At 50.4% G+C, this 20,750-nt stretch carries 19 protein-coding genes; 9 read left to right on the forward strand and 10 right to left on the reverse strand.

The genetic code is table 11. The annotated features are described in order from the left end of the window. The first annotated feature begins 213 nt into the window (after positions 1-213). The gene (locus tag IPI86_RS13160) at positions 214-3,117 is read left to right on the forward strand and encodes a cation-translocating P-type ATPase (RefSeq protein WP_345298467.1); all 2,904 of its coding nucleotides are present in this window, start codon (positions 214-216) and stop codon (positions 3,115-3,117) included. Positions 3,118-3,184: 67 nt separating this feature from the next. Beyond that, a complete protein-coding gene (locus IPI86_RS13165) occupies positions 3,185-4,339 on the forward strand; it encodes a glycosyltransferase family 87 protein (protein WP_345298468.1) in 1,155 nt (384 codons plus the stop codon). A gap of 3 nt (positions 4,340-4,342) precedes the next feature. Here the strand turns inward: IPI86_RS13165 and IPI86_RS13170 are convergent, their stop codons facing one another. Beyond that, entirely contained in the window at positions 4,343-4,765 is a 423-nt protein-coding gene (locus tag IPI86_RS13170; protein ID WP_345298469.1) for a zf-TFIIB domain-containing protein, read from the reverse strand. A gap of 61 nt (positions 4,766-4,826) precedes the next feature. Continuing rightward, positions 4,827-5,663 carry a TlyA family RNA methyltransferase gene (locus IPI86_RS13175; protein WP_345298470.1) on the reverse strand — a complete coding sequence of 279 codons (837 nt, stop codon included), beginning with the start codon at positions 5,661-5,663 and terminating at the stop codon, positions 4,827-4,829. Between the two features lie 74 nt (positions 5,664-5,737). On the opposite strand from IPI86_RS13175, the gene IPI86_RS13180 reads away from it, so the two are divergent. Genes IPI86_RS13180 through IPI86_RS13195 form a run of 4 tightly spaced genes read left to right on the forward strand, consistent with a single transcriptional unit; the run spans position 5,738 to position 8,980 of the window. Further along, a complete protein-coding gene (locus IPI86_RS13180; RefSeq protein ID WP_345298471.1) occupies positions 5,738-6,610 on the forward strand; it encodes a decaprenyl-phosphate phosphoribosyltransferase in 873 nt (290 codons plus the stop codon). Then, positions 6,607-7,530: a mevalonate kinase gene (gene mvk / locus IPI86_RS13185; protein ID WP_345298472.1), complete on the forward strand. Its 924-nt coding sequence runs from the start codon at positions 6,607-6,609 to the stop codon at positions 7,528-7,530. Before IPI86_RS13180 ends, mvk begins: the two co-directional genes overlap by 4 nt. A 56-nt stretch (positions 7,531-7,586) precedes the next feature. Continuing rightward, positions 7,587-8,204, forward strand: coding sequence for a CPBP family glutamic-type intramembrane protease (locus tag IPI86_RS13190; RefSeq protein ID WP_345298473.1), 618 nt, complete (start codon positions 7,587-7,589; stop codon positions 8,202-8,204). Continuing rightward, the gene (locus IPI86_RS13195) at positions 8,201-8,980 is read left to right on the forward strand and encodes a hypothetical protein (protein WP_345298474.1); all 780 of its coding nucleotides are present in this window, start codon (positions 8,201-8,203) and stop codon (positions 8,978-8,980) included. Before IPI86_RS13190 ends, IPI86_RS13195 begins: the two co-directional genes overlap by 4 nt. A gap of 58 nt (positions 8,981-9,038) precedes the next feature. On the opposite strand, the gene IPI86_RS13200 is transcribed toward IPI86_RS13195, so the two are convergent. From IPI86_RS13200 to IPI86_RS13210, 3 genes are all read right to left on the reverse strand, one after another. Next, positions 9,039-9,533, reverse strand: a complete 495-nt coding sequence (locus tag IPI86_RS13200; RefSeq protein ID WP_345298475.1) for a cytochrome b/b6 domain-containing protein — start codon at positions 9,531-9,533, stop codon at positions 9,039-9,041. Positions 9,534-9,675: 142 nt separating this feature from the next. Next, entirely contained in the window at positions 9,676-10,080 is a 405-nt protein-coding gene (locus IPI86_RS13205; protein WP_345298476.1) for a hypothetical protein, read from the reverse strand. Between the two features lie 105 nt (positions 10,081-10,185). After that, positions 10,186-10,710, reverse strand: a complete 525-nt coding sequence (locus IPI86_RS13210) for a hypothetical protein (RefSeq protein ID WP_345298477.1) — start codon at positions 10,708-10,710, stop codon at positions 10,186-10,188. A 254-nt stretch (positions 10,711-10,964) separates the two neighbouring features. On the opposite strand from IPI86_RS13210, the gene IPI86_RS13215 reads away from it, so the two are divergent. Then, on the forward strand, positions 10,965-13,046 hold the full coding sequence (locus IPI86_RS13215; RefSeq protein ID WP_345298478.1) for a right-handed parallel beta-helix repeat-containing protein: 2,082 nt from the start codon (positions 10,965-10,967) through the stop codon (positions 13,044-13,046). A 119-nt stretch (positions 13,047-13,165) separates the two neighbouring features. Further along, on the forward strand, positions 13,166-13,978 hold the full coding sequence (locus tag IPI86_RS13220; protein WP_345298479.1) for a hypothetical protein: 813 nt from the start codon (positions 13,166-13,168) through the stop codon (positions 13,976-13,978). Here the strand turns inward: IPI86_RS13220 and IPI86_RS13225 are convergent. The 3 genes from IPI86_RS13225 to IPI86_RS13235 all read right to left on the reverse strand — a co-directional run bounded on the left by IPI86_RS13225 (position 13,975) and on the right by IPI86_RS13235 (position 16,931). Next, positions 13,975-15,222: a hypothetical protein gene (locus IPI86_RS13225; protein ID WP_345298480.1), complete on the reverse strand. Its 1,248-nt coding sequence runs from the start codon at positions 15,220-15,222 to the stop codon at positions 13,975-13,977. The two genes, IPI86_RS13220 and IPI86_RS13225, sit on opposite strands and share 4 nt — an antisense overlap. A gap of 229 nt (positions 15,223-15,451) precedes the next feature. Beyond that, positions 15,452-16,159 (reverse strand): hypothetical protein, encoded by a 708-nt coding sequence (locus IPI86_RS13230; RefSeq protein WP_345298481.1) that lies wholly within the window; start codon positions 16,157-16,159, stop codon positions 15,452-15,454. Continuing rightward, complete coding sequence (locus IPI86_RS13235; RefSeq protein WP_345298482.1) at positions 16,152-16,931, reverse strand: hypothetical protein; 780 nt, start codon at positions 16,929-16,931, stop codon at positions 16,152-16,154. The genes IPI86_RS13230 and IPI86_RS13235 overlap by 8 nt, the downstream gene beginning before the upstream one ends. 375 nt (positions 16,932-17,306) lie before the next feature. Here IPI86_RS13235 and IPI86_RS13240 point away from each other — a divergent pair, with 375 nt between their 5' ends. Next, positions 17,307-18,287: a fasciclin domain-containing protein gene (locus IPI86_RS13240; RefSeq protein WP_345298483.1), complete on the forward strand. Its 981-nt coding sequence runs from the start codon at positions 17,307-17,309 to the stop codon at positions 18,285-18,287. Positions 18,288-18,370: 83 nt separating this feature from the next. On the opposite strand, the gene IPI86_RS13245 is transcribed toward IPI86_RS13240, so the two are convergent. Both IPI86_RS13245 and IPI86_RS13250 read right to left on the reverse strand, forming a co-directional pair. Then, complete coding sequence (locus IPI86_RS13245) at positions 18,371-19,132, reverse strand: tryptophan-rich sensory protein (RefSeq protein ID WP_345298484.1); 762 nt, start codon at positions 19,130-19,132, stop codon at positions 18,371-18,373. A gap of 713 nt (positions 19,133-19,845) precedes the next feature. Beyond that, on the reverse strand, positions 19,846-20,750 hold a 905-nt coding region (locus IPI86_RS13250; RefSeq protein WP_345298485.1), incomplete at its 5' end, for a hypothetical protein.

Raw genomic sequence — 20,750 nt, forward strand, 5'->3', positions numbered from 1 at the left:
GTGGATACACTCATAGCGTTTGGGGAGTAGCCGCCTGTTTCCCCACAGGATGAATTGTCGTCATTCCATTGGTACGCACTGCGCGCCATCGGCATTTCATACGTTGGAAGACGTTGGCGAGACCATCACGGAGGCTGTGGTGGTCTCGTTTTAATTTTACGGGTACCCCAATTTTGAGGCTTGGAAAAAAACATTTATTTCAGGAGTTTCCAAATGGCACTTGATCAGATGAAGGAACGGGAGTGGCACTCGCTGCAAGCGGATGAAGTTTTGAAGCACCTTGAAGTTCAGGAGATGGGATTGTCTTCTGAAGAGGTGGAAAAACGTCTCGCGCATTATGGCCCCAATCAATTGCGTGAAGCGCCGCGGCCAGGTTTCCTTGCCCTATTGTGGGCGCAGTTAAATAATTTCGTTGTGATTCTGTTGATCGTGGCTTCTGTGATCTCGGCCCTGCTGGGTGATTACGTGGAAGCTGCCGCGATCATGGCGATCGTTGTTTTGAACGCCGTGCTTGGCATTGTGCAGGAACAGCGCGCGGAGCAGGCGTTGGCCGCGCTCAAGAAACTTGCCGCGCCCGATGCGCAAGTGATACGCGATGGCGTGCGCAGTGCGGTTCCATCCTACAACCTTGTGCCGGGCGATATCGTTTTCCTCGAATCGGGGAATTTTATTCCCGCAGATTTGCGCCTGCTCGAAGCTGTCAACCTGCGTGTGGAAGAGGCTTCGCTTACAGGTGAATCGCTTCCTGTGCAAAAGAACGCGGCGACCGTGCTTGAAAAGAATGTTCCGCTTGGCGATAGAAAGAACACCGCCTTCATGGGAACGGTCGTCAATTATGGGCGCGGACGCGGTGTGGTCACCAGCACAGGCATGCATACTCAGCTTGGCTTGATCGCTACCATGCTTCAAAATGTTGAAACAGAGGAGACTCCGCTTCAACGAAGGCTCGACCAGCTTGGCAGGTCGTTGAGCATCGGTTCGTTGATCCTCGTGGCGGTTGTTTTCATTGTTGCGCTCATAAACTACACCGAGATTGGCGGGTTATTCTCTGCACCGTTGGAATATCTCAAGGAATATGCCTCGGAGATTACCGAAGTCTTCATCATCGCCATCAGCCTTGCGATTGCCGCCGTGCCGGAGGGACTCCCCGCTGTTGTGACGATCTCGCTTGCCTTGGGCATGCGGGAAATGGTAACGCGCCACGCACTCATCCGAAAACTGTCTTCCGTTGAGACGCTTGGTTCGGCCACGATAATTTGTTCCGACAAAACTGGAACCCTGACCCAAAATGAAATGACCGTCACCCGCGTGTGGGCCGACGATCAATTTGTGCATGTGACGGGGACCGGGTATGCGCCGAACGGCGAATTCCAGATCGACGGCAAAAAAGTGGATGTGACGAAATATCCTGCGATCCTTTCCGCGCTGTGGCTTGGAATCTTGAACAACGACTCGACCATCGAAACGACAGGCGAAAACGAATCGCAAAAAACCTACCGCATCGTTGGAGACCCGACAGAGGGTGCGCTTTTAGTGGCAGCTGCCAAGGCCGGTGCCATTCACGTGGATATCGATGACGCTTATCCGCGCGAGAATGAAGTGCCTTTCGATTCAGACCGCAAGCGCATGATCACCATTCATGATGTGCGTGATCCCAAATCAACCGACCCATCTCCGTTCTACGATGAAAAACACAAGGATTGGGATGTGATCGCCGTCAAAGGCGCGCCTGATATCGTGCTGGAACTCTGCACCAAATATCAAGGCATGGATGATAAGCCGCGCGAAATGACAAAGGAAGCCAAGGACCGCATCCTTGCTGCAAATGATTCGATGACCAAAGACGCCCTGCGCGTGCTTGGCTTTGCCTATCGTCTCGATAAAGATGTTCCCAACAACCCTGAAGACCTTAAGACCCATGAACTTGAAAAAGACCTGGTCTTCGTCGGCCTGTTGGGCATGATCGATCCGCCGCGCACCGAAGTGAAACCCGCGCTCGCAAAAGCTCGCCATGCGGGCATCCGCACGGTGATGATCACAGGTGACTTCCCGAATACAGCCAAAGCCATCGCTGAGTCAATTGGATTGCTGCGCCCCGGTAAAAAAGTAATGACAGGCGCCGAGCTTGACAAGATCGACGACACCGAACTCAAGAACATCATCGAAGATACCGATGTCTTTGCCCGTGTTTCCCCCGAACACAAGATGCGCATCGTGGATGCCTTGCAGGCGAATGATGAAATCGTAGCCATGACCGGTGACGGTGTGAACGATGCTCCTGCCATCAAACGCGCCGACATCGGCGTGTCGATGGGGATCACGGGCACGGATGTCGCCAAGGAAACCGCAGACATGGTTCTCACCGATGATAACTATGCCAGCATTGTTTCGGCTGTGGAACAGGGCCGCATCATCTATAGCAACATTCGCAAATTCGTGTTCTTCCTGCTCTCGTCCAATGTGGCTGAGATCATGATCATCTTCCTTGCGACATTGGCTGGCCTGCCCGCGCCGTTGACTGCGATCCAATTGCTCTGGCTCAACCTCATCACCGATGGCGCACCCGCGCTGGCTCTCGCCATGGAAAAGGGTGATCCTGACATCATGGATCAGAAGCCGCGAGCCAAGAACGAACCCATCGTCAACCGCTCAATGGGAGTCGGTATTGTCGTGCAGACCATCGCGCAGACGAGTGCCGTGCTTGGAGCGTTTGTCATGGGGTTGGTGTGGCATCTCGAAGCAGGAGCAGTCCTCCCGTCAGGGGCGAACGTGTTGTCCTTTGTCCTCGCGCATGATTGGCGCGGCGTGGATGTCCAAACCGCGGAGACGATGGCCTTTGTCACGTTGTCGCTGGCTGAATTGTTCCGTGCTTATACCGTCCGCTCGGAACGTGCCTCCATTTTCCAGATCGGATTCTTCTCGAACAAGTACATGCAGTATGCCGTGGGGCTTTCCATTGCGCTGCTGCTGATCGTGTGCGCAGTGCCTTTCCTTCAGCCCATCTTCAATACTCACTTCCTCAGCGGACGTGAGTGGGGATTGGTGCTTGGGCTTGCGCTGATGCCTGCGGTGGCCGAAGAGATCACGAAATTTATTTTGCGAAGAAGCAAGGCGTAAAAAACAAAGTCCTCCTCGAAAAGATCGGGGAGGACTTTTTGATTAAAAAGTGAAGTATGATTCGGCCATGTTCAAATTCCAGGGTGAACCATTAACACCTGAGCAGAAAAGGACATTTCATACCTTCGCTTCCATTCTTGCGCTGGGGTTGATCGCTGTGGTCATTTCTGTTTTATTTCAGCCGTTGATCCTTCCACGCATGGATTTTTACAACGAACTTTGGGGGCCTGTATATCTGCTCGTGCATGGACAAAGCCCGTATGATACCGCCAGTTTGAATCCTGTTTTGCCCGCTGTCTGGTTTCCCATGGCGGTCGGATTTTTTTTTCCGCTCGGCTGGCTTTCTGAAGAAACCGCACTGCAAACCTGGTTCATTTTCAATGTTATTGAGATCTGCATGGTCGTTTTTCTGGTGCAGGGAAAAGGCCGTTCGCTGTACAACACGGCGGCGCTGGCCTTGTTGTGTTTCTTCTTTCCCTTTGTCTTGAATCATTTCAACCTCGGGCAATTTTCCATCACCATCCTGTTGTGCCTGATGCTTTCGGCGCATTGGATCGGAAAATATGGCAACTGGCCTTCGGCGTTTTTCCTTGCGCTGGCACTTGCCAAGCCGCAATTGGGAATCCTCGCCGTGTTTGGGCTGGCCGTGTTCCAATTCCGCCAGCGCGGATTCAAGGGAATGTTTCTTTTCGGCGCACAGACCCTGCTCATGGCCCTGTTGATGAGCCTGCCCTTGTTCATCGCCCACCCCGCATGGATTCCCGACTGGTTGACAAGCATGGCGAAAAATTACACCTGGCTGCATCCTTCGCTGTTTTCGATTTTGCGGCAAACGTTGGGCGTGTGGGGAACAGTGATCTGGATGGTGATTGCGGTAGGTGGGTTGATATCCGCCCTTTTTTTGTGGAAGAATTTACCGCCCTTCCTTGCCATGTTGTGGAGCCTTGCGCTGACAACGCTCATCACACCTTATGTTTGGAGTTGGGATTTTGTCCTGCTCCTGCCGCTCTGGATGTTTTCATTTGTGAAGGCGGGTTGGAGATCGAGAATATTTTTACTGGCTTCATATGCCATCGCATGGTATGGCATGGCGCTGGTGCAAATGCAAGCGGGGAGTCAGAATCAATCTTTTTGGTGGGTGCCGCTGTGGTTCGTTGGCACGCTGGCTTTGGCAGCGTTTTTCTCGCCCGACCTTGCAAAGGTGCAGGACGGGAAAGTGTAATTCTTATTTTTTCTTCGTCAAAAAAGAATGCATTCCTTTGAGCGCTTGCTTCCACTCGCTTTCGGCATCCAGTTTTCGTTTGACCTCGGTTGAGCGTTTTTGCATGGCCGCGATAACGCGCTCATCTTCCCCTGCGTCCAGCCAGAAGCCGTGACTGTTCTCAACGCAATAATCCAGCTTCAAGTCATACAACCGATATTGGAATTCATCCAGGGCTGTGCCGCAATGCGGACAGGGGAATTCCGTTTTAGCCTGATGATGGATCAGCGAACCCTTGTGGGCATCATCATCGAAGGCTGCATCTTCGAGCTTGTCCAGTTCGTTGAAATCCAGCCACATGCCGCGGCAGTTGGGGCATGAGTCCACCTCGATCATGCCTTTGTAATATTTTTTTGCAAGTTCAGTATTGCATTTTGGACAGTTCATTTATTTTCTCCAGCATATAAGGCGATGTGTGTCTATTTTGCTAAAGCCGCTGTTGGGAGCATTATTCAGTAAGGTGCGATGTACTTTCTGCCATTGCTTCATCCACCAATTCTTCAACCGATCTTCCATTTTCCTGAAAATCGAGCCAGACCAAAAACTCTGCGTTTCCCTTTGGCCCCAGTAATGGCGATTTAATCAACCCGCGCAAACTGAAGCCTTCCTGCTTCGCGAACGTCAGCACATCCAATAAAACCTGTCTGTGAATCTCAGGGTCGCGGATAACGCCATCGCCGCGGGCCACATCTTTTTTCCCTGCCTCGAATTGGGGTTTGATGAGGGCCAAAACTTCTCCCTTTTTACTTTTTACTTCATTTGAGTGAGAAGTGAGAAGTGAGAAGTCAAACCACTTCTTGATTACTGGCAGCAATATCTTCAACGAAATAAATGAAGCATCCACCGTCACCAAAGACACCGCCTCAGGCAGTGACTCGACGTGGCGCGCATTGGTTTCCTCCATGACGACCACGCGGGCGTAGTTTCGCAATTTCCAATGCAGGATGCCCTTGCCCACGTCAATGGCGTAGACTTTGGTTGCTCCGCGTTGCAGCAGGCAATCAGTGAATCCGCCAGTGGATGCGCCGACATCTGCACAGATGAAATCTTTCACGTCGATTCCGAATTTCTCCAGTGCCGCATCCAGTTTTTCGCCGCCGCGCGAAACAAAGCGTGGACCGGTATCCACCGTCAGCGCTGATTTTGTGTCTATCGCTGTGGCAGGTTTCAGGGCGACTTGATCGTTCACTCGCACCTGTCCAGCCATAATGAGGGCTTGCGCTTTTGCGCGCGATTCGGCCAATCCGCGTTCCACGAGCAAAACATCCAATCGAATTTTGGGCATGGGTCTATTTTACTGCGAGTATGGGCGCGATAGGACGAGATATTACCGTGCCTTACATAAGGTAAAATAGCCCCATGTTAACCGCCCTCATAAAAACCATGCGCCCGCGGCAGTGGGTGACAAAAAACATTTTCATCTTCGCCGCACTTGTTGCAGATAAACAATTGTTCAAGCCTGAAGCATTCCTGCGCACGCTGGCAGGTTTTGCGCTTTTCAGCCTCATCTCTTCCTGTGTTTACATCATCAACGATCTCGCCGATGTGGAGGCTGACCGCCAGCATCCTGAAAAGAAGAATCGCCCCATTGCTTCTGGCAAACTCCCTGTGGGTGTTGCGATCACTGCCGCCATCCTATTTGTGATTATCACCTTTGTGCTCGCATACCTGCTCACACCGTCGCTGCTTGCCGTGATTGGCGGATATTTCGTCATCAACCTCGCATACTCGAAGTGGCTCAAACATGTTCCGATTCTCGATGTGCTGATCATTTCAGCAGGTTTTGTTCTGCGTGTGGGCGCAGGTGTCACCCTTATCGACGTGGAAAGATTCTCGCCCTGGCTGTACGTGGTGATGACCCTGCTCTCGCTCTTCCTCGGTTTCGGCAAACGCCGCGCCGAACTTGCATTGCTCGCACACGGAGCGGGTTCACATCGCAAAGTGCTCGATGGCTACACCCTGCCATTGCTCGACCAATACATCATGATCGTTTCGGGCGCCACCATTGTGGCTTACTCGCTTTACACTTTTTCCGCGCCCAACCTGCCCGAGAATCACAGCATGATGCTGACCATTCCTTTTGTGGTGTATGCCATCTTCCGCTACATGTATCTCATTGAAGTGAAGCATGCGGGCGGCGCACCGGAAGAAGTGCTGCTCTCCGACCGTCCATTTCAACTGGCGATGGTTCTTTGGGGGTTGACCGTGTTGGCGATCTTTTATCTTTCATGAAAGCATCCGCGCCCGGCAAGATCATTCTTTTTGGCGAACACGCCGTGGTATATGGCCGCCCTGCACTGGCTGTGCCCGTTACTCAAGTCCATGTGGATGCCGAGGTTTCGGATTCTCCCCGCGCAGGGATTTGGATTCATGCCCCGATCATTGACCTGCACGCCGAATTGAATTCGCTTCCGCCTGACCATGCAATTGCTTCGGTTATCCTGAAAGTGATTCAGCGCTTTGGCATTTCCCCGCTGCCCAATTTGGATATCAGCATTTCCTCCACCATCCCTGTTGCGGCGGGGCTTGGCTCTGGCGCGGCGGTGTCTGTGGCTTTGATCCGCGCGTTGTCGGCTTCCCTTTCCCGTCCCATGACGGATGATGAAGTGAATGCACTTACCTACGAGATCGAGAAGATTCATCACGGTACGCCTTCGGGGATCGATAACACCGTCATCACTTATGGCAAGCCTGTCTATTTTATGAAAGATCGGCCTGTTGAAACCTTCAAGACAGGCAATCCGTTCACCATTGTCATCGGCGATACAGGCATTGCAGCCCCCACGAAAGAATCCGTAGGCGATGTGCGCCGACTGTGGATCCGCGACCAGTTCAATCTGGAGAACATCTTCAACGAGATCGCGCAGATCGCGTTGATCGGCAGGCGCTCCATCGAAAGCGGACGAACCGAGATGCTCGGCGAGCTGATGGATCACAATCATGAATATTTGCAGGAACTGACAGTCTCTTCCCCCGAATTGGATTCCCTTGTTGAAGCGGCTCGCAAGGCTGGCGCACTCGGCGCCAAAATGAGCGGCGGCGGACGTGGGGGTAATATGATCGCTTTAGTGGATCCTGCCAAAGCGGAGTCTGTGGCGGCGGCTTTAATGTCTGCAGGCGCAAAGCGCACGATCATCACTGAAGTAAGTTAAGCGGGGACATCCTCACCTATGGGGACATATGATTCCATTCAAAAGGCATAACAGACATGAACCAATATAAAAGCTTTGCCCCCGTTCTTCCTTATCTTGCAATAGGAGCGGGATTGTTTTGGTTCAACAATGCCTGGGCAGCCCTAGTCGGATTTCACATCGTGATCTTGTTTACGGTTTGGGTTTTGCGTCCCAGCCTGCCCGTGAACACACTTTTCAAAAGCCGATCTCCAAAATGGATCGCGGCAAGCGTCCTTTTTTGCAGTACCAGCGGGATCGGTTTGTATTTTCTCTGGCCTGTGTTTGATGTGGCGGATGACCTGCCTGCGCAGCTTTTGTCGATGGGGTTGACGCTTGCATCGTGGCCGTGGTTTATCGCTTATTTTTCGCTGATCAATCCATTTGTTGAGGAATATTTCTGGCGCGGCGTGCTTGGTAATGACATGCTCAACTTGTATATTGGTGATGTCGTATTTGCGGGCTATCATTCGATGATCTTGTGGGGCAGGGTGCGACCGATTTTCATTTTGTTTGCTGTTATGATCCTGGTCTCTGCAGGCTGGCTGTGGAGGCAGATCTCCCGCGAAGATGGCGGCTTGCTTGCCGCTTCGCTGGGTCACATGGCCGCCGATTTTACGATTCTCACGACGATCTACTGGATTTCAGCATTATGAATATTTTGGTTTTGAAATTGATCCTTGCGCCGGTCATCATCGGATCGGCAAGCTTGGCGGGGCGGCGATGGGGCGCGGCGGTGAGTGGATGGCTGGTGGGGCTTCCGCTTACCTCGGGACCTGTGGCTTTTTTCCTGGCTCTCAGCCACGACCGTGCCTTCGTTTTTGATTCGATTCGCGGCACGTTAAGCGGCGGCTTTTCCCTCATCGCATTCAGCCTCACATATGCCTGGGTATCAAAAAGATTTAATTGGCTGGTTTCGATCCTCTCTGGTATTTTTGTTTTTACTGGCATGACTGCTTTTTTACAAAACGTCACCATTCCCTTTATTCCGCTTTTCTTTCTTGTCGTTGCTGTTATTTTTATCGGCTTGAGGCTGATGCCAAAGGAACAGGCCGTGCCGTCTGTTTCGAACCCGAGTGGGTGGGATATCCCATCGCGTATTTTGATCGGGACGAGTTTTATTTTGCTCATCACAGGCATCGCGCCCTATATCGGCTCACGCCTGACGGGGCTGCTGACCACGATTCCGTTGTACGTCAGCATTTTGACGATCTTTTCGCATCGTCATCAAGGCCATGCGGGTGCAGTGAATGTTTTAAACGGCTTGATCCTTGGTCTCTTTTCGTTCGCGGGGTTTTATCTCGTGCTCGGTTTATTGATCGAGCAGACCAGCCTCGCGGTGTCGTTTGGGGCGGCCATCCTTGCGACGTTGATCGTTCAGGGTTTATCCCTGTTGATCCTGCGGCAAAGACATATCCGTGCATTTGAATAGATTTTCAAAACAAAACTCCGAAGTTTCCGCTTCGGAGTTTTTGTACCTGCCATCCCTTTTACTGCTTTCCAAACCACATTCTGTTTAACAAGTTATCCTTGAGAATGAATTGGTGATAAAGCGCCGCGCCAACGTGACCCAGTACCAGCAGGATGACGAGAAACCAGCCAAGTTGGTGAATCTCGCCAAGAGAACCAGCTTTGCCAGCCACTGACCCGCTGCCCATTGCAACTGCAAACAAATTTCTTTTGTTCGCGATCAAGGCACCCATGCCGAGGATGAAAAATGCCGCAAGATACAGGCCATAGTGCATCAACTCGCCCAGTTTGTTCAGGAGCGCATTCCCGGTATCGGCTTGTGCGGGTTGTTTAGTGGCAAATCGCACCACAATGCGGATGAGTAATACGATCAGCAGCATGCTGCCAATGATCATGTGGATATTGATCGGAGACCTTCCGCCTTCTTCCGAGAGGAAACCTGCTCCGAATATCAACAAGACCGTGAGCCAGTGTAATGCGACTGATAGTGGATGATAACGTGTAGGGGTATTCATTTTCTTTTTTGCTCCTTTTATGAAATTATATATTGAGTAGATGAATTCAAAATGACAGTCCAGCTGCCCCATGTTTTCATGGCGCTGAAAGAAAAAGATTTCCATCCGTGGATGGAAATCTTTTTGAAAATCTGTTTACAGGCTATTCTTTGAAATACTTTCGAACTTTTGCTGCGAACTGACGCTCTGTCAATTTATCGGCGGCTTCGATCACTGCCACCTTCTGACCGATCCGCTCATGGATCAGGCGTTTTTCAAACTCAAATTTGGCTTCGCCCGGCCCCATGATCAAAATGGATGCGGCGTCACGGATGTTGGCGACAACCTCGCCGTAATATTTTTTCAGATGTTCCCCCAGGCGTCTGTCTATTTGGTCCTCTGCCGTGAAGAATTGTGCGCTGTAGGGTTGCTTTGCACGGGCGCCCCCTCGAAAACGGGTGTTTTTTTCCAAATTAGATTGAATTTGCTTTAGTTGCTCCTTCTTTTCTTCGATGATCAGGATCAACGCTTTCTTTCGATCGATCCACAAGCCGATAAGCTTTTCCATGGAACCTCCTGATGTTGATTGAAAGGCAGACACGACCCAATATCAGTATACATTTCTGTGGGGCGCAATGCAAATGCTTTCAAGCCCAGGGGGAGTTTTCTTATTTCAGACCTGTAATAGAACCTCCAGTTGACTTAGTTCGGGCGGCCCTTCAAGCAGCCCTTCAAAAAAAACGATAACTGTCCCAAATGAAGAGTTCATTGTAATGGCGTCGGCTTCCGTTTCCCAAAATGTGATGGTAATGCCCTGCCCAGTTTCACGATCTCCGATGACGTAGGCGCCGTTAAACCCTCTTGCCTCCTTCATAATAGGTACTATCTTGTCTCTCCAGATGGCTAAGGCTTTGTCTGTTTTACCGGGAAGTACGTGTGATCTGACCATTCTTGCAAACATAATTTCATCTCCTCTTATACCAATAAATTGTGTGTGAGCCGTACGAGTGGAAATTACCCGCCGAGAGCGTGGATTGTGCAGTCTAATTCGGATAAATTTTGTCATATATATAGTACCAAATTTTGGCTGAGTGTTCAATGTCGGGTTTTGTCCACGCTCAGGTGGGAGAATTTTTATTTTGCAGCGTTTGTGATTCACACCGGTTTTTATTTCAACTTGGACGCGTTTTTGGGCCATTTATAGACAGGCATTACAAAAGCATCTTGCTTATTTGTAATGCCTGTTTTTAGGTTTGCATAAGTGTGGGGTTGCCCAGTACTCAATTCCTATTCAAGGAGTATGTGCCTGAATGGTGGCTATGTTAATCTCCATATAGGCAAAACGCCCAAGAGTTGCAAAAATTCACGCAACATCAAAATTTAAAAACAGGAATGCAAAATTACAAGGCTGAGAGACACATTGCTCCTGGAATGTTTCATGAGGAGAAAATAATGAATAGATTGGTTGTCAGATTTTGGACAGGGTTCGTATTATTGGCAATGATATTGGGGAGTTACGCCGCTGTTGGTGCTTCATCGGCACCCATCCCGGGGGCGGTCGCGAAGATCTATTACGTTTCAACAAGCGGAAATGATGCGGGGACCGGGGTTTCCTCTTCCCCTTTTAGGACGATCCAAAAATGCCTGAATATTGTCGTAGCGGGCGATACCTGTCTGGTCACAGCAGGGACATATAACGAATCCCTGACGCTGAAGACCAGCGGTACTGTATCTTTGCCTATTACGGTCAAGTGTTCAGCGGTTGGGGCTTGTACGGTCAATTCTGGGAATGCCCAAACGTTGGGAACAAGCAACCATACCCATTACTATACCTTTGACGGGCTGCGCTTCATCTCTGCTGTTGTCACCAGTCAGGCGACGCTATATTTTGGCCAGGGAACCGTGTGGAGCAAGAACGATAAGACCCTCGGCAATAACGGCTTTATTCTGCGGAATTGCTACGTGGAAGGGGACGTAAAGTTTTACGGCCATAATAATCTGGTTGAAAATTGCGAATTCAACGGGAAGAACATCTGGAACAACGGGATCACTGATTGGTACGCCACGAGCTATGACAATACCTACCGCAATAACTTCATCCATGGCTATAAGGTCCGCAGCATCTGGTCGATGCAATATACCGATAACATTTTGATCGAAGGGAACACCATCGTTGATGGTCACATCGACTGCGACGGCGCCGGGCATCCGGTGACCCGTTGTAATGTAAGGAATAATATTATTCATGATGCAGGCATGGGAATCCAGATCGAAAATGCATTCGATTCGACATTCGAAGGCAATGTGATCTACAACGTTCAGTTTGGAATGTTGATCGAAAACTACGGTCTTGGACCTGATTTCTACGCCGATGCGGAATATCGCAACACCTATTCCAATATCACGGTCAGGAATAATTTGATCTATAACGTCACCTCCAATGGCATTTACGTCTATGGCGCTGCGGGCGGCAGGATCGTGAACAACACCATCCAGTATCCGCAGACAGGGACTGGCTATTACGGAGCCATTGCTCTGGCTAAGTACGGCGAGTATTACTCCCGTGATTGGGAGGTGAAAAACAACATCCTTTCAAGCAAGAATGTCTCTTTTCTGTTTACAAGTTCATCCGCTGGGTTATCGGGCTTCACGAGTGATTACAACTTGTACGATGGCGCAAAATTTGTGCAAAGAATAGACAGTACTTTCACCAACAAAACCACCCCGCAATGGCAGTCGATGGGTTTGGATGTACATGGCGTTTTTGCCAGCCCCTTGTTCGTAAATTCCGCCGCAGGTGATTTCCGTTTACAGCCGAATTCTCCAGCCTGTACGGGCGGCGTTGGCGGAACCTATATGGGCGCTTTCCCTTGTAGTGCAATTGCGCCAACCAATACTTCGATCGCGCCGAGTGCTACGTCCACACGAGCGGCCAGCCCCACACCAACCCGGCTGGCTCCCACGTTGACCTTTACGCCGACTGTCATTCCAGCCACGGTCACGCGAACGGCATCCCCTGCTCCAGTGTTGCCGACTGCCACAAAGACAGCGACCCTGCCTCCGCCGAGTCCGACCGCATCTGCTTTGCCTGTATCTCCTACTCCCACGGCGTCCCTCATTCCAGTCGTGCCTACTTTTACATCGACATCCATACCGCCCGCCTTTGAAACGACCTACGACGATAAGGATAGTGCGTTCGTATACTCTGATGGTTGGAGGGATGTGTATAAACCGCGAGCCTATAATGGTTCTCTTAAGCAGACAGCCCGGAGAGATACTTTTTTGACCTTTGCTTTCACGGGACAATCCTTTAGCGTTGTCTACAAGGCCGACCCTTCCTATGGAAAGATGGATGTTTATGTGGATGATATTTTGGTTGGGACGATCGATGAAAGGTCATCTGCGGTTGCCTTCCAGTTTCGCTGGGATTATCCTGGCCAGCTCGAACCAGGAAACCATACATTGAAACTGGTCTTTGTTCCGCTGACTACCATTAACGCCACCGTTTCGTTTGATGCGGTGATCGTGCGATAACAATCACCTGCTTTGAAAAACTAAAACTCGCTCACGAAGATAATTTTCGTGGGCGAGTTTGATTGCAGGCATGGTAACATCGCTGAAATTTATCATTTGAAAATGGAGAAGATGCCGCCATGAAAAACGATTCGATCCTTCCATTAACTCGTGTGATCACAGCCGTTGTTGTTCTGTTTTTAGTTGCTGCGTTCGGGATTCTGTTTTTTCTGCCAGACCGCACAGGCGAGTTATTTGCCTGGGCCATTAAACCGCACATGTCTTCGATGTATTTCGGCTCGGCGTATCTTGGCGGCGCATGGATCCTCGCGCAGACCGCCTTTGGCAAGCGCTGGCATCGTGTGCAGGCCGTGTTCCCCGCTGTTACCGTTTTCACCATTGCGATGCTCGTCGCCACCCTGCTGCATTGGGACCGTTTTTCGCTCGGCACGATCCCCTTTATGGCATGGCTGATCCTTTACATCATTTCCCCGTTTTTAATTCCCGCACTTTGGATCTATAACAGGCGGACCGATTCGAATCTGCCTGAGGAATCAGACCTGAACGTTTCACCGATTGCCCGACTGGTCACCCGCATCTTTGGGACCCTAGTGCTGGTCTTTGTTCTACTGGGTTTTATCTTCCCGAATCTACTCATCCCCATCTGGCCGTGGACATTATCCCCGCTCACCGCGCGCGTGCTGTGCGGATGGCTCTCCGTGATCGGCACCGGCGCATGGGCAATCTCCCTCGACCCACGCTGGACGGCTTGGCGCGCCATCCTCGAAGGCATCTTCATTGCCTACAGCCTGATCTTTGTCGCTGCAGCCATGAACCCCGCCGATTTCAGCACGGGCATCTTTAACTGGTACACCGCCTTGATGGGCATCATGTTGATCGCGATCTTTGTCTTCTACATCAGCATGGAAAGCCGAAGACGGAAAGCCCGTTAGCTCTTGATCCCCGTGGCCCGAAATACAAGCCAATAAAAGCTGGCGGCATAAACCACATACACAATCATCACGGCAAATATCAACCCATTGAATTCACTGGAGAATTGAACCTTCACCAACAGCAGCGCCCCTGCAAAAAAGTGAGCGAAATTTCCCAGTGACACGGGCCGCGCGTAAATGCCGCCGATGATGCCATCCTTTGCCGTCCAATTCATTAATGCAAAGGCGAAGTACAACGTGCCCATCAACTGCACCAGCGTGGACATTACGCCCGTGTCGGTCACTCCCTGCGCCGACAAGACTAGGTCAGGCATGAACAAAAAGAGTATCCCAGCCAGCCCGAGGACGAGAGCGCTGGATGTCATAAGTAGTTTTGTGTTCATAATGTTCTCCTGCGTGAGAGTATAACCAATCAGCTTTTCAGGCTGGGCGGGTGTGAAGAATAAAACTTTTTGTTTGTTATCAGCACTTATATAGTTTGCGAGCCGAAACGGGTTTGTGGGTTGATAAATAGGTAATACAGCTGCCAGCCCGCCGCTGTAGATGAGGACGGCTGTATATATGATGAGACTTATGAGGCGGTCAGGTTCCACGGTGTTGAGTAATCCCACAAATGGGACAATGAGTACAAGGTCGTAGGCGAGGAAACTGAGCAGTTGACCGAGGGCATTGTGCCAGTTGGGTCGGAACATGCCATAGAGGAAGTAGAAGGCGTCACCAAGGAAGATGCAGCCAAAGACGACGGATGAATCGGGGTTTAATTTCCAGGGGAAGATGGGTGCTCCTAGAATCAGCGACCCGCCCGCAGCGAAGAGAGAAGCGATGAATATCCAAAACGAGACTTTGACAGGCTTGGGCATGGGACGAGTCTCTTTGAGCGGAATCCTCAAACTCCAGAAGAATGTGGCGAGACTGGCAATGGCTGAGAAGATACCTAATACGCCAAAGAGAGTCATGCCTGCACGTCCTTGTGATGCGAGTTTGAAAAAGTAAATGGAAGTGGTGAGGGCGATGACGAAGACATTGAGCGAACCTGCGGGCAGTGCGCCGAATTCGCCCGTCCAGCCGACCCAGAGCATGGCGGCGCTGACAGCAGCCAGGATGGAGCCGACGAATAAGTAGGAGTAGCGGCCATCTTCCCAGGGCCAGATGGATGTGGCGAAGGGATGCCGATAGATAAAGCCGAATGCAACGAGGAGAATGACCAGACCACCAACGAACGTAGTAATGCGAAGAAGTTTCATACCTGCCTACCTGTAAAATGGTTTTATATAGTAACCCCATGCTGCGGGTTGTGCTTCGGCGGAGGCCCATATCTGGCCGTTGGGTTTCAGCAGGGAATTGGGCCTAGAGACGGAAAATTGCCTCACCGCGCTGGGGTCGCGGACCAGAAACAAGATACCCTCTCCTTCAGGATGTGTGCCTAAATGGAGAGGATTGAACTGAATTTATGATGATGGCGCTATTGGCTTTTCACTTCAACGCCCGCCGCAATTTCTCCGCAACCGTGCGCAGGGACTTGATGCGCGCAAAATATTTGTCGTTGGCTTCCACCAGCGTCCAGGGAGAATCGGGGGTGCTGGTCTTCAACAGCATCTCTTCTGCGGCGATAATGTAATCCTCCCATTTGCCGCGATTGCGCCAATCTTCATCTGTGATCTTCCATGTTTTGTAATTTGTCTTCGTGCGTTCGCGGAAGCGGCGTAGTTGTTCCTGCTTGCTGATGTGCATCCAGAATTTGAAGACGATCGTGCCAGAGTCGGTGAGTTGACGCTCGAACTGATTGATCTCGCTATAGGCGCGGCGCCAATCCGCTTCGGTGCAAAATCCTTCCAGCCGCTCGACCAGTACGCGCCCGTACCATGAACGGTCAAAGATGGCGATCTGTCCCTGCTCGGGCAATCGCCGCCAAAAACGATACAGGTAATGACGTTCTTTTTCTTCGCCCGATGGCGCGGCGATGGGCCAGACCACATAGCCGCGCGGATCGATGCGTTCGGTCAGGCGTTTGATCGAGCCGCCTTTGCCTGAGGCATCCATGCCTTCAAAGACAATGACCACGGGCCGCTTCTGTGCGTAGACTTGAAAGGCCAGTTCATGCAACTCAGCCTGTAAAGCCTTGAGCTGCTTGTCATATTCATCACGCTCAAGTGCCAATGTAAGATCAAGTCGCTCAAGCATTGACGGCTCCTTTCATTTCCTTTGTTGCACGCGGACGTTTGGCTTTCGTCCCCGCTGATGAAGGTAGCCCCAGACGCGCTTCGAGCGAAGCGATGATCGTTTCAAAAACCTTGATGCGCATGTAATATCGATCGGTTGCTTCAACAATCGTCCAGGGGGCATGAGGCGAATCGGTACGCGCGATCATGTCTTCGACATAGCCTGCGTATTTTTCATAGCGCTTGTTTTGCAGTTCATCTTCCTCTCCCACCTGCCAGGCGGTCAACTTATCCTTGCGCAATTTCTTGATGCGTTTCTTCTGATCCTCTTCGCCGATGTGCAGCCAGAATTTCAGGATGACCGTTCCATCTGCGGCCAGCATTTCTTCGAACTCGGCGATGTCCTGATAGGAGGCGCGCAGTTCATCCTTGTTGATCGTCTTGTTCAGGCGGTCGATCAAGACCCTGCGATACCATGATGTGTCGAACGCGACCATTTGCCCGCGGGCAGGGATCTTGAGCCAGAAGCGCCACATCCACGGGTAGCGCAGCTCGGCAGTGCGCGGCGGCGTGATCGGGACGACGCGGAAGCCGCGCGGATCCAATCGCTCGGCGAGCAGACTGATCAGCCGTCCCTTGCCTGTGGCGGCCCAGCCCTCGAACACAATGATGACTGGAACTTTCGCGTCGAAGACGGCGTGCTCCAATTCATACAGGCGCTGCTGTAATGGCCTTAATCTTTTTTTATATTCCTCTTGCCCTAAAGCCAGATCGAGGTTGACGTATTCAAGCATGGCGAACTCCAGTTGGTCGGATTTGACAACTTGATTGTCACGTTTGTTATTTTACCCCTCTCATCTTCGCTTCGGGTACGATGTTCTCTAAAGGGGAGAGGCTAGAACCTTCCTCAAACGAAATGTTGGCTAAAAGAAGTCAAAACCCTGTAGGCAAATACGACATTCTAAATTTGTTTTCTTCGGAAGATTAATAGCAATATTATAGCGTTCTCATCAAACCCTCGTGATCGTATCCAAAAACACTGGCTAGATTAAGTAATTTATTAGAGAATATTCTAGTATATTGACAACCTGTACAAAACACGTAAAATACGAACAATATATGTGCAAAACCTGTGCAAACATATAACAACCTTAGAAATGGAGAAAAAAATGAAACGTTTTTCAATGTTCGCAGTCTTACTCGTAGTTGCTTCTCTGGCTTTAGCCGCCTGTGCGCCCGCTGCCACTCCCGCTCCCACGGCTACACCGATGCCTGAGCCAACCGCCACCCCTGAGCCGATGCTCAGCGATATCGTAGACACCGCTGTCGCGGATGGCCGCTTCACAACACTTGTGGCCGCAGTCCAAGCCGCTGAATTGGTGGATACGCTCAAGGGCGAAGGTCCTTTCACCGTATTCGCCCCCACCGATGATGCTTTCGCCGCTTTACCCGCTGGCACACTCGATAGCTTGCTCCTGCCCGAAAACAAGCAGGCTCTGACCGACATTCTGCTTTATCATGTCGTTTCAGGCAACGTCATGGCTGCTGATGTGACCGCTCTGACCAGCGCCACCACCGTGCTTGGCAAGGATGTTACCGTCAAAGTTGATATGGGCAATGTCTACATCAACGATGCGCAAGTGATTATTACTGATATAGCCACTTCCAATGGCGTGATCCATGTGATCGATGCGGTCCTCCTGCCTCCAGCCGATGAAGCTGCGATGGAAGAAAAGAACACCATCGTGGACATCGCTGTCGCTGACGGCCGCTTCACCACCCTGGTAGCTGCTCTGACAGCCGCCGATCTGGTCGAGACTTTGAGCGGCGATGGTCCCTTCACAGTTTTCGCTCCCACGGACGATGCCTTCGCTGCATTACCCGCTGGCACCCTTGACACATTGCTCCTGCCCGAAAGCAAGCAGGCGCTGACCGACATCCTGCTCTATCATGTCGTTTCTGGCAAGGTCATGGCCGCGGATGTAGTTACTCTTTCCGGCGCCACCACTGTACTTGGCAAGGATGTCACCATCACCGTCAAGGATGGCAAGGTTTTCCTGAACGACACCGTGCAAGTCATCATTACTGACATCGAAGCCTCCAATGGTGTGATCCACGTAATTGACGCGGTTCTTCTCCCGCCTCAATAAGAAGCATCTCTCTCCTCCTAGATTGAGTGTAAAAAGAAAGGACGGGCAAATCGCCCGTCCTTTTGATTCCTGAATTGTTTTGGTTATGCCTTCGCGCGCCGCCGTTGAATAATGCTGTAGATCGCCAGCCCAAGCACGAACACGGTTGCGACCCAGGCGCTATTCGCCACCAGAGCCGTATCGGACTGCTTTTGAGCGATCCCAGCGAAGGACCAAACCAACACGAAGACGTATCCGCTGTCCCTGCGTGTGACCGTCATGAGCAGACCAAGCAGACACGCAACAACCAGCATGACAACCGCCCAAGCCTGCGGCGCGAGTCCAAATCCATTCCAGTTGATGAAGTAAAGATAGTCGGTGACGTTGGCGACTGTGGCGACGGAGATCCAGCCGAGGTAGACGCTGAAAGGAACATCCACGCTCCATTTTTCAGCGGCGCTGACAGGTGTGCGCCCGACGTTGAGTTTGAGATAACTGGCGATGAGCAGACCGAGCAGGGTGAGCATGACAAGCACACTCAAGCCGAACAGGTTGTAATGCCAGCAGAAAAGCCAGGCCGCGTTGAAGATGCCGCTCAGGGCAAATAAATATCCGAGCTTGCGCAGGCGCGGACTTTCCTTTTGGTCGGCTCGAAATTGATAAATGCTGAATGCGATCCAGCCGATGTAGATGATGCCCCAAATGGCGAAGACGTACCCCGCAGGGACGAAGTAGACTTGAAAGCGGTCTGAGATCTCGCCTGTGTTCTGCCCGTTGAGCGGCAGGGTGCTGGCGAGGATGTTGACGGTCAGTGCGATGACAACGGACAGTGCATTGGCAAGTTGACGAAGTGTGTCTTTGTTCATGATGTTCTCCATAATGATATTTGCGACAGGGATAGGTTCATCATACGACTTCTTACTGTCAATTGCTATCATAAGCGGGGACAATCACTCAGCCCAAAAATCGCCTGGATTGGCGCAGACTCGACCCCCACCGTCCTCCCCCAAATGGGACGATGGAATACATACAATTTTTTGAATACTTTTTATTGTCCCATTTGGGGGAGGTGCCGAAGGCGGAGGGGGCACAGACCACAATCAAAATCCCTCTTCAGGGAGCATATTGTCTTACTCTAAATGCCAGCCAATTAACCTCCATTTTTCGATTTTCAACTTGTCCCGTCACGTTGCGTGGAAGGGTAAAATTGTTCCTCCCTATTGACTTTCACCCCACGGCGATTGCCGGAGCGGGGGAGCCCCCTTAAGCTTTTTCCTTTTCAAAAAACCGCCGAAGTTGTCTCCCGAGAATTTTTTGTTCATGGCGTTATTTTAACCCCTCTCCCGTCTCGCCTAAAGGGGAGAGGCTGGAACCTTCCTCAAACGAAGCGTTGGCTAGGAAAGCTCAACCTTATCACGCAGAAAAGAAGACAAAAAATACCCTCTCCTTTAGGAGAGGGACAAGTCAACATGCCGATTATGACGCTAATCAGGGAGAGGTCAATCGCCCAGCTCAAAAATTATCTTGATCGGGAAGAGGTCATACTACATCCTACCATTGCGGGCTGTTTTCGATTCTTCTACTCAACTATAGTATTCTCTTTGTATTCCTTCTCAATTGCTTCTATCTGTTTCTTTGTTAATTTCTCAATAATTCCTGTTGTTAAATTGTAATATCCGACTTTGCTTTCACCTGGTAGTTCCTTAACATGCTCTATTGCTGGCATTAATTTTTCGGAACGTTGGTGAGGTGTTTTTCCTTCATACTTAAGACCATCAAGAGTCAAGAAAACTCTTTCAATAGTAAATTCCTCGTTATTCATAGTGAGAAGAACGCCTTTACTTTTAGGAAGAATCACTCGTTTATAATTGCTTCCAAGCAAAGGGATAATTTTTTGGCCCAAGGATAGATTGTTTTTAGATTTATTGGTTGCCTTTATTAGCAAATCAAACGCATCTAATGTTTGTTGATTGACATCTATAAGTTCCTGTTTTGAAGCAACATTTTTTGCTTCTACAAGAATTCGATTCAAGACATCTTCTTCCAAGACTCTGCTAGTCAAACGTAAACTTCCATATGTTTGATCATAAATTGCTATAAACTTTCCATCTTTCTTTAATGGATCTATTTTGATTCTAAACTTGTCAGTTGCGTAATTGATATCTTGCCTCTCGTATGGTATCAGAAGAATAAACGCCTCATATACGAATTGAGCAATAAGTGCTACATCAACTTTATCTTGATTGAATACTGGGTGAGTAATAATTGCGCCTGTAGTGAAGTAATTCCTTGAAAATAAGGGCAAATCAAAAAATATGCCTATTTCACCAAGTAATGGATAAGAATAAGCCTTCTCTGTAGACCCTCGTCGTTCTTTTAATCCATTTATTAATTCACGAACCTGCAAGTGACTTTCTAGACAAACCAAATCTCCCCGAGAATAATTTTGGTATACATCTTCCTGTAAATTCGGGAAAATCATTG

Origin of the sequence: Candidatus Villigracilis affinis, from assembly GCF_016705895.1 — a bacterium.
GTDB classification, from domain to species: Bacteria; Chloroflexota; Anaerolineae; order Anaerolineales; family Villigracilaceae; genus Villigracilis; species Villigracilis affinis.

Bases quoted from the DNA above. Each gene is read 5' to 3' on its own strand.
- IPI86_RS13230 (WP_345298481.1), bottom strand. From the start codon at position 16,159: ATGCTTGAGCGACTTGATCTTACATTGGCACTTGAGCGTGATGAATAT.
- IPI86_RS13215 (WP_345298478.1), top strand. From the start codon at position 10,965: ATGAATAGATTGGTTGTCAGATTTTGGACAGGGTTCGTATTATTGGCA.
- IPI86_RS13210 (WP_345298477.1), bottom strand. From the start codon at position 10,710: ATGGCCCAAAAACGCGTCCAAGTTGAAATAAAAACCGGTGTGAATCAC.
- IPI86_RS13180 (WP_345298471.1), top strand. From the start codon at position 5,738: ATGTTAACCGCCCTCATAAAAACCATGCGCCCGCGGCAGTGGGTGACA.
- IPI86_RS13240 (WP_345298483.1), top strand. From the start codon at position 17,307: ATGAAACGTTTTTCAATGTTCGCAGTCTTACTCGTAGTTGCTTCTCTG.
- IPI86_RS13235 (WP_345298482.1), bottom strand. From the start codon at position 16,931: ATGCTTGAATACGTCAACCTCGATCTGGCTTTAGGGCAAGAGGAATAT.
- IPI86_RS13190 (WP_345298473.1), top strand. From the start codon at position 7,587: ATGAACCAATATAAAAGCTTTGCCCCCGTTCTTCCTTATCTTGCAATA.
- IPI86_RS13175 (WP_345298470.1), bottom strand. From the start codon at position 5,663: ATGCCCAAAATTCGATTGGATGTTTTGCTCGTGGAACGCGGATTGGCC.
- IPI86_RS13165 (WP_345298468.1), top strand. From the start codon at position 3,185: ATGTTCAAATTCCAGGGTGAACCATTAACACCTGAGCAGAAAAGGACA.
- IPI86_RS13200 (WP_345298475.1), bottom strand. From the start codon at position 9,533: ATGAATACCCCTACACGTTATCATCCACTATCAGTCGCATTACACTGG.
- IPI86_RS13220 (WP_345298479.1), top strand. From the start codon at position 13,166: ATGAAAAACGATTCGATCCTTCCATTAACTCGTGTGATCACAGCCGTT.
- IPI86_RS13170 (WP_345298469.1), bottom strand. From the start codon at position 4,765: ATGAACTGTCCAAAATGCAATACTGAACTTGCAAAAAAATATTACAAA.
- IPI86_RS13195 (WP_345298474.1), top strand. From the start codon at position 8,201: ATGAATATTTTGGTTTTGAAATTGATCCTTGCGCCGGTCATCATCGGA.
- IPI86_RS13245 (WP_345298484.1), bottom strand. From the start codon at position 19,132: ATGAACAAAGACACACTTCGTCAACTTGCCAATGCACTGTCCGTTGTC.
- IPI86_RS13225 (WP_345298480.1), bottom strand. From the start codon at position 15,222: ATGAAACTTCTTCGCATTACTACGTTCGTTGGTGGTCTGGTCATTCTC.
- mvk (WP_345298472.1), top strand. From the start codon at position 6,607: ATGAAAGCATCCGCGCCCGGCAAGATCATTCTTTTTGGCGAACACGCC.
- IPI86_RS13205 (WP_345298476.1), bottom strand. From the start codon at position 10,080: ATGGAAAAGCTTATCGGCTTGTGGATCGATCGAAAGAAAGCGTTGATC.
- IPI86_RS13160 (WP_345298467.1), top strand. From the start codon at position 214: ATGGCACTTGATCAGATGAAGGAACGGGAGTGGCACTCGCTGCAAGCG.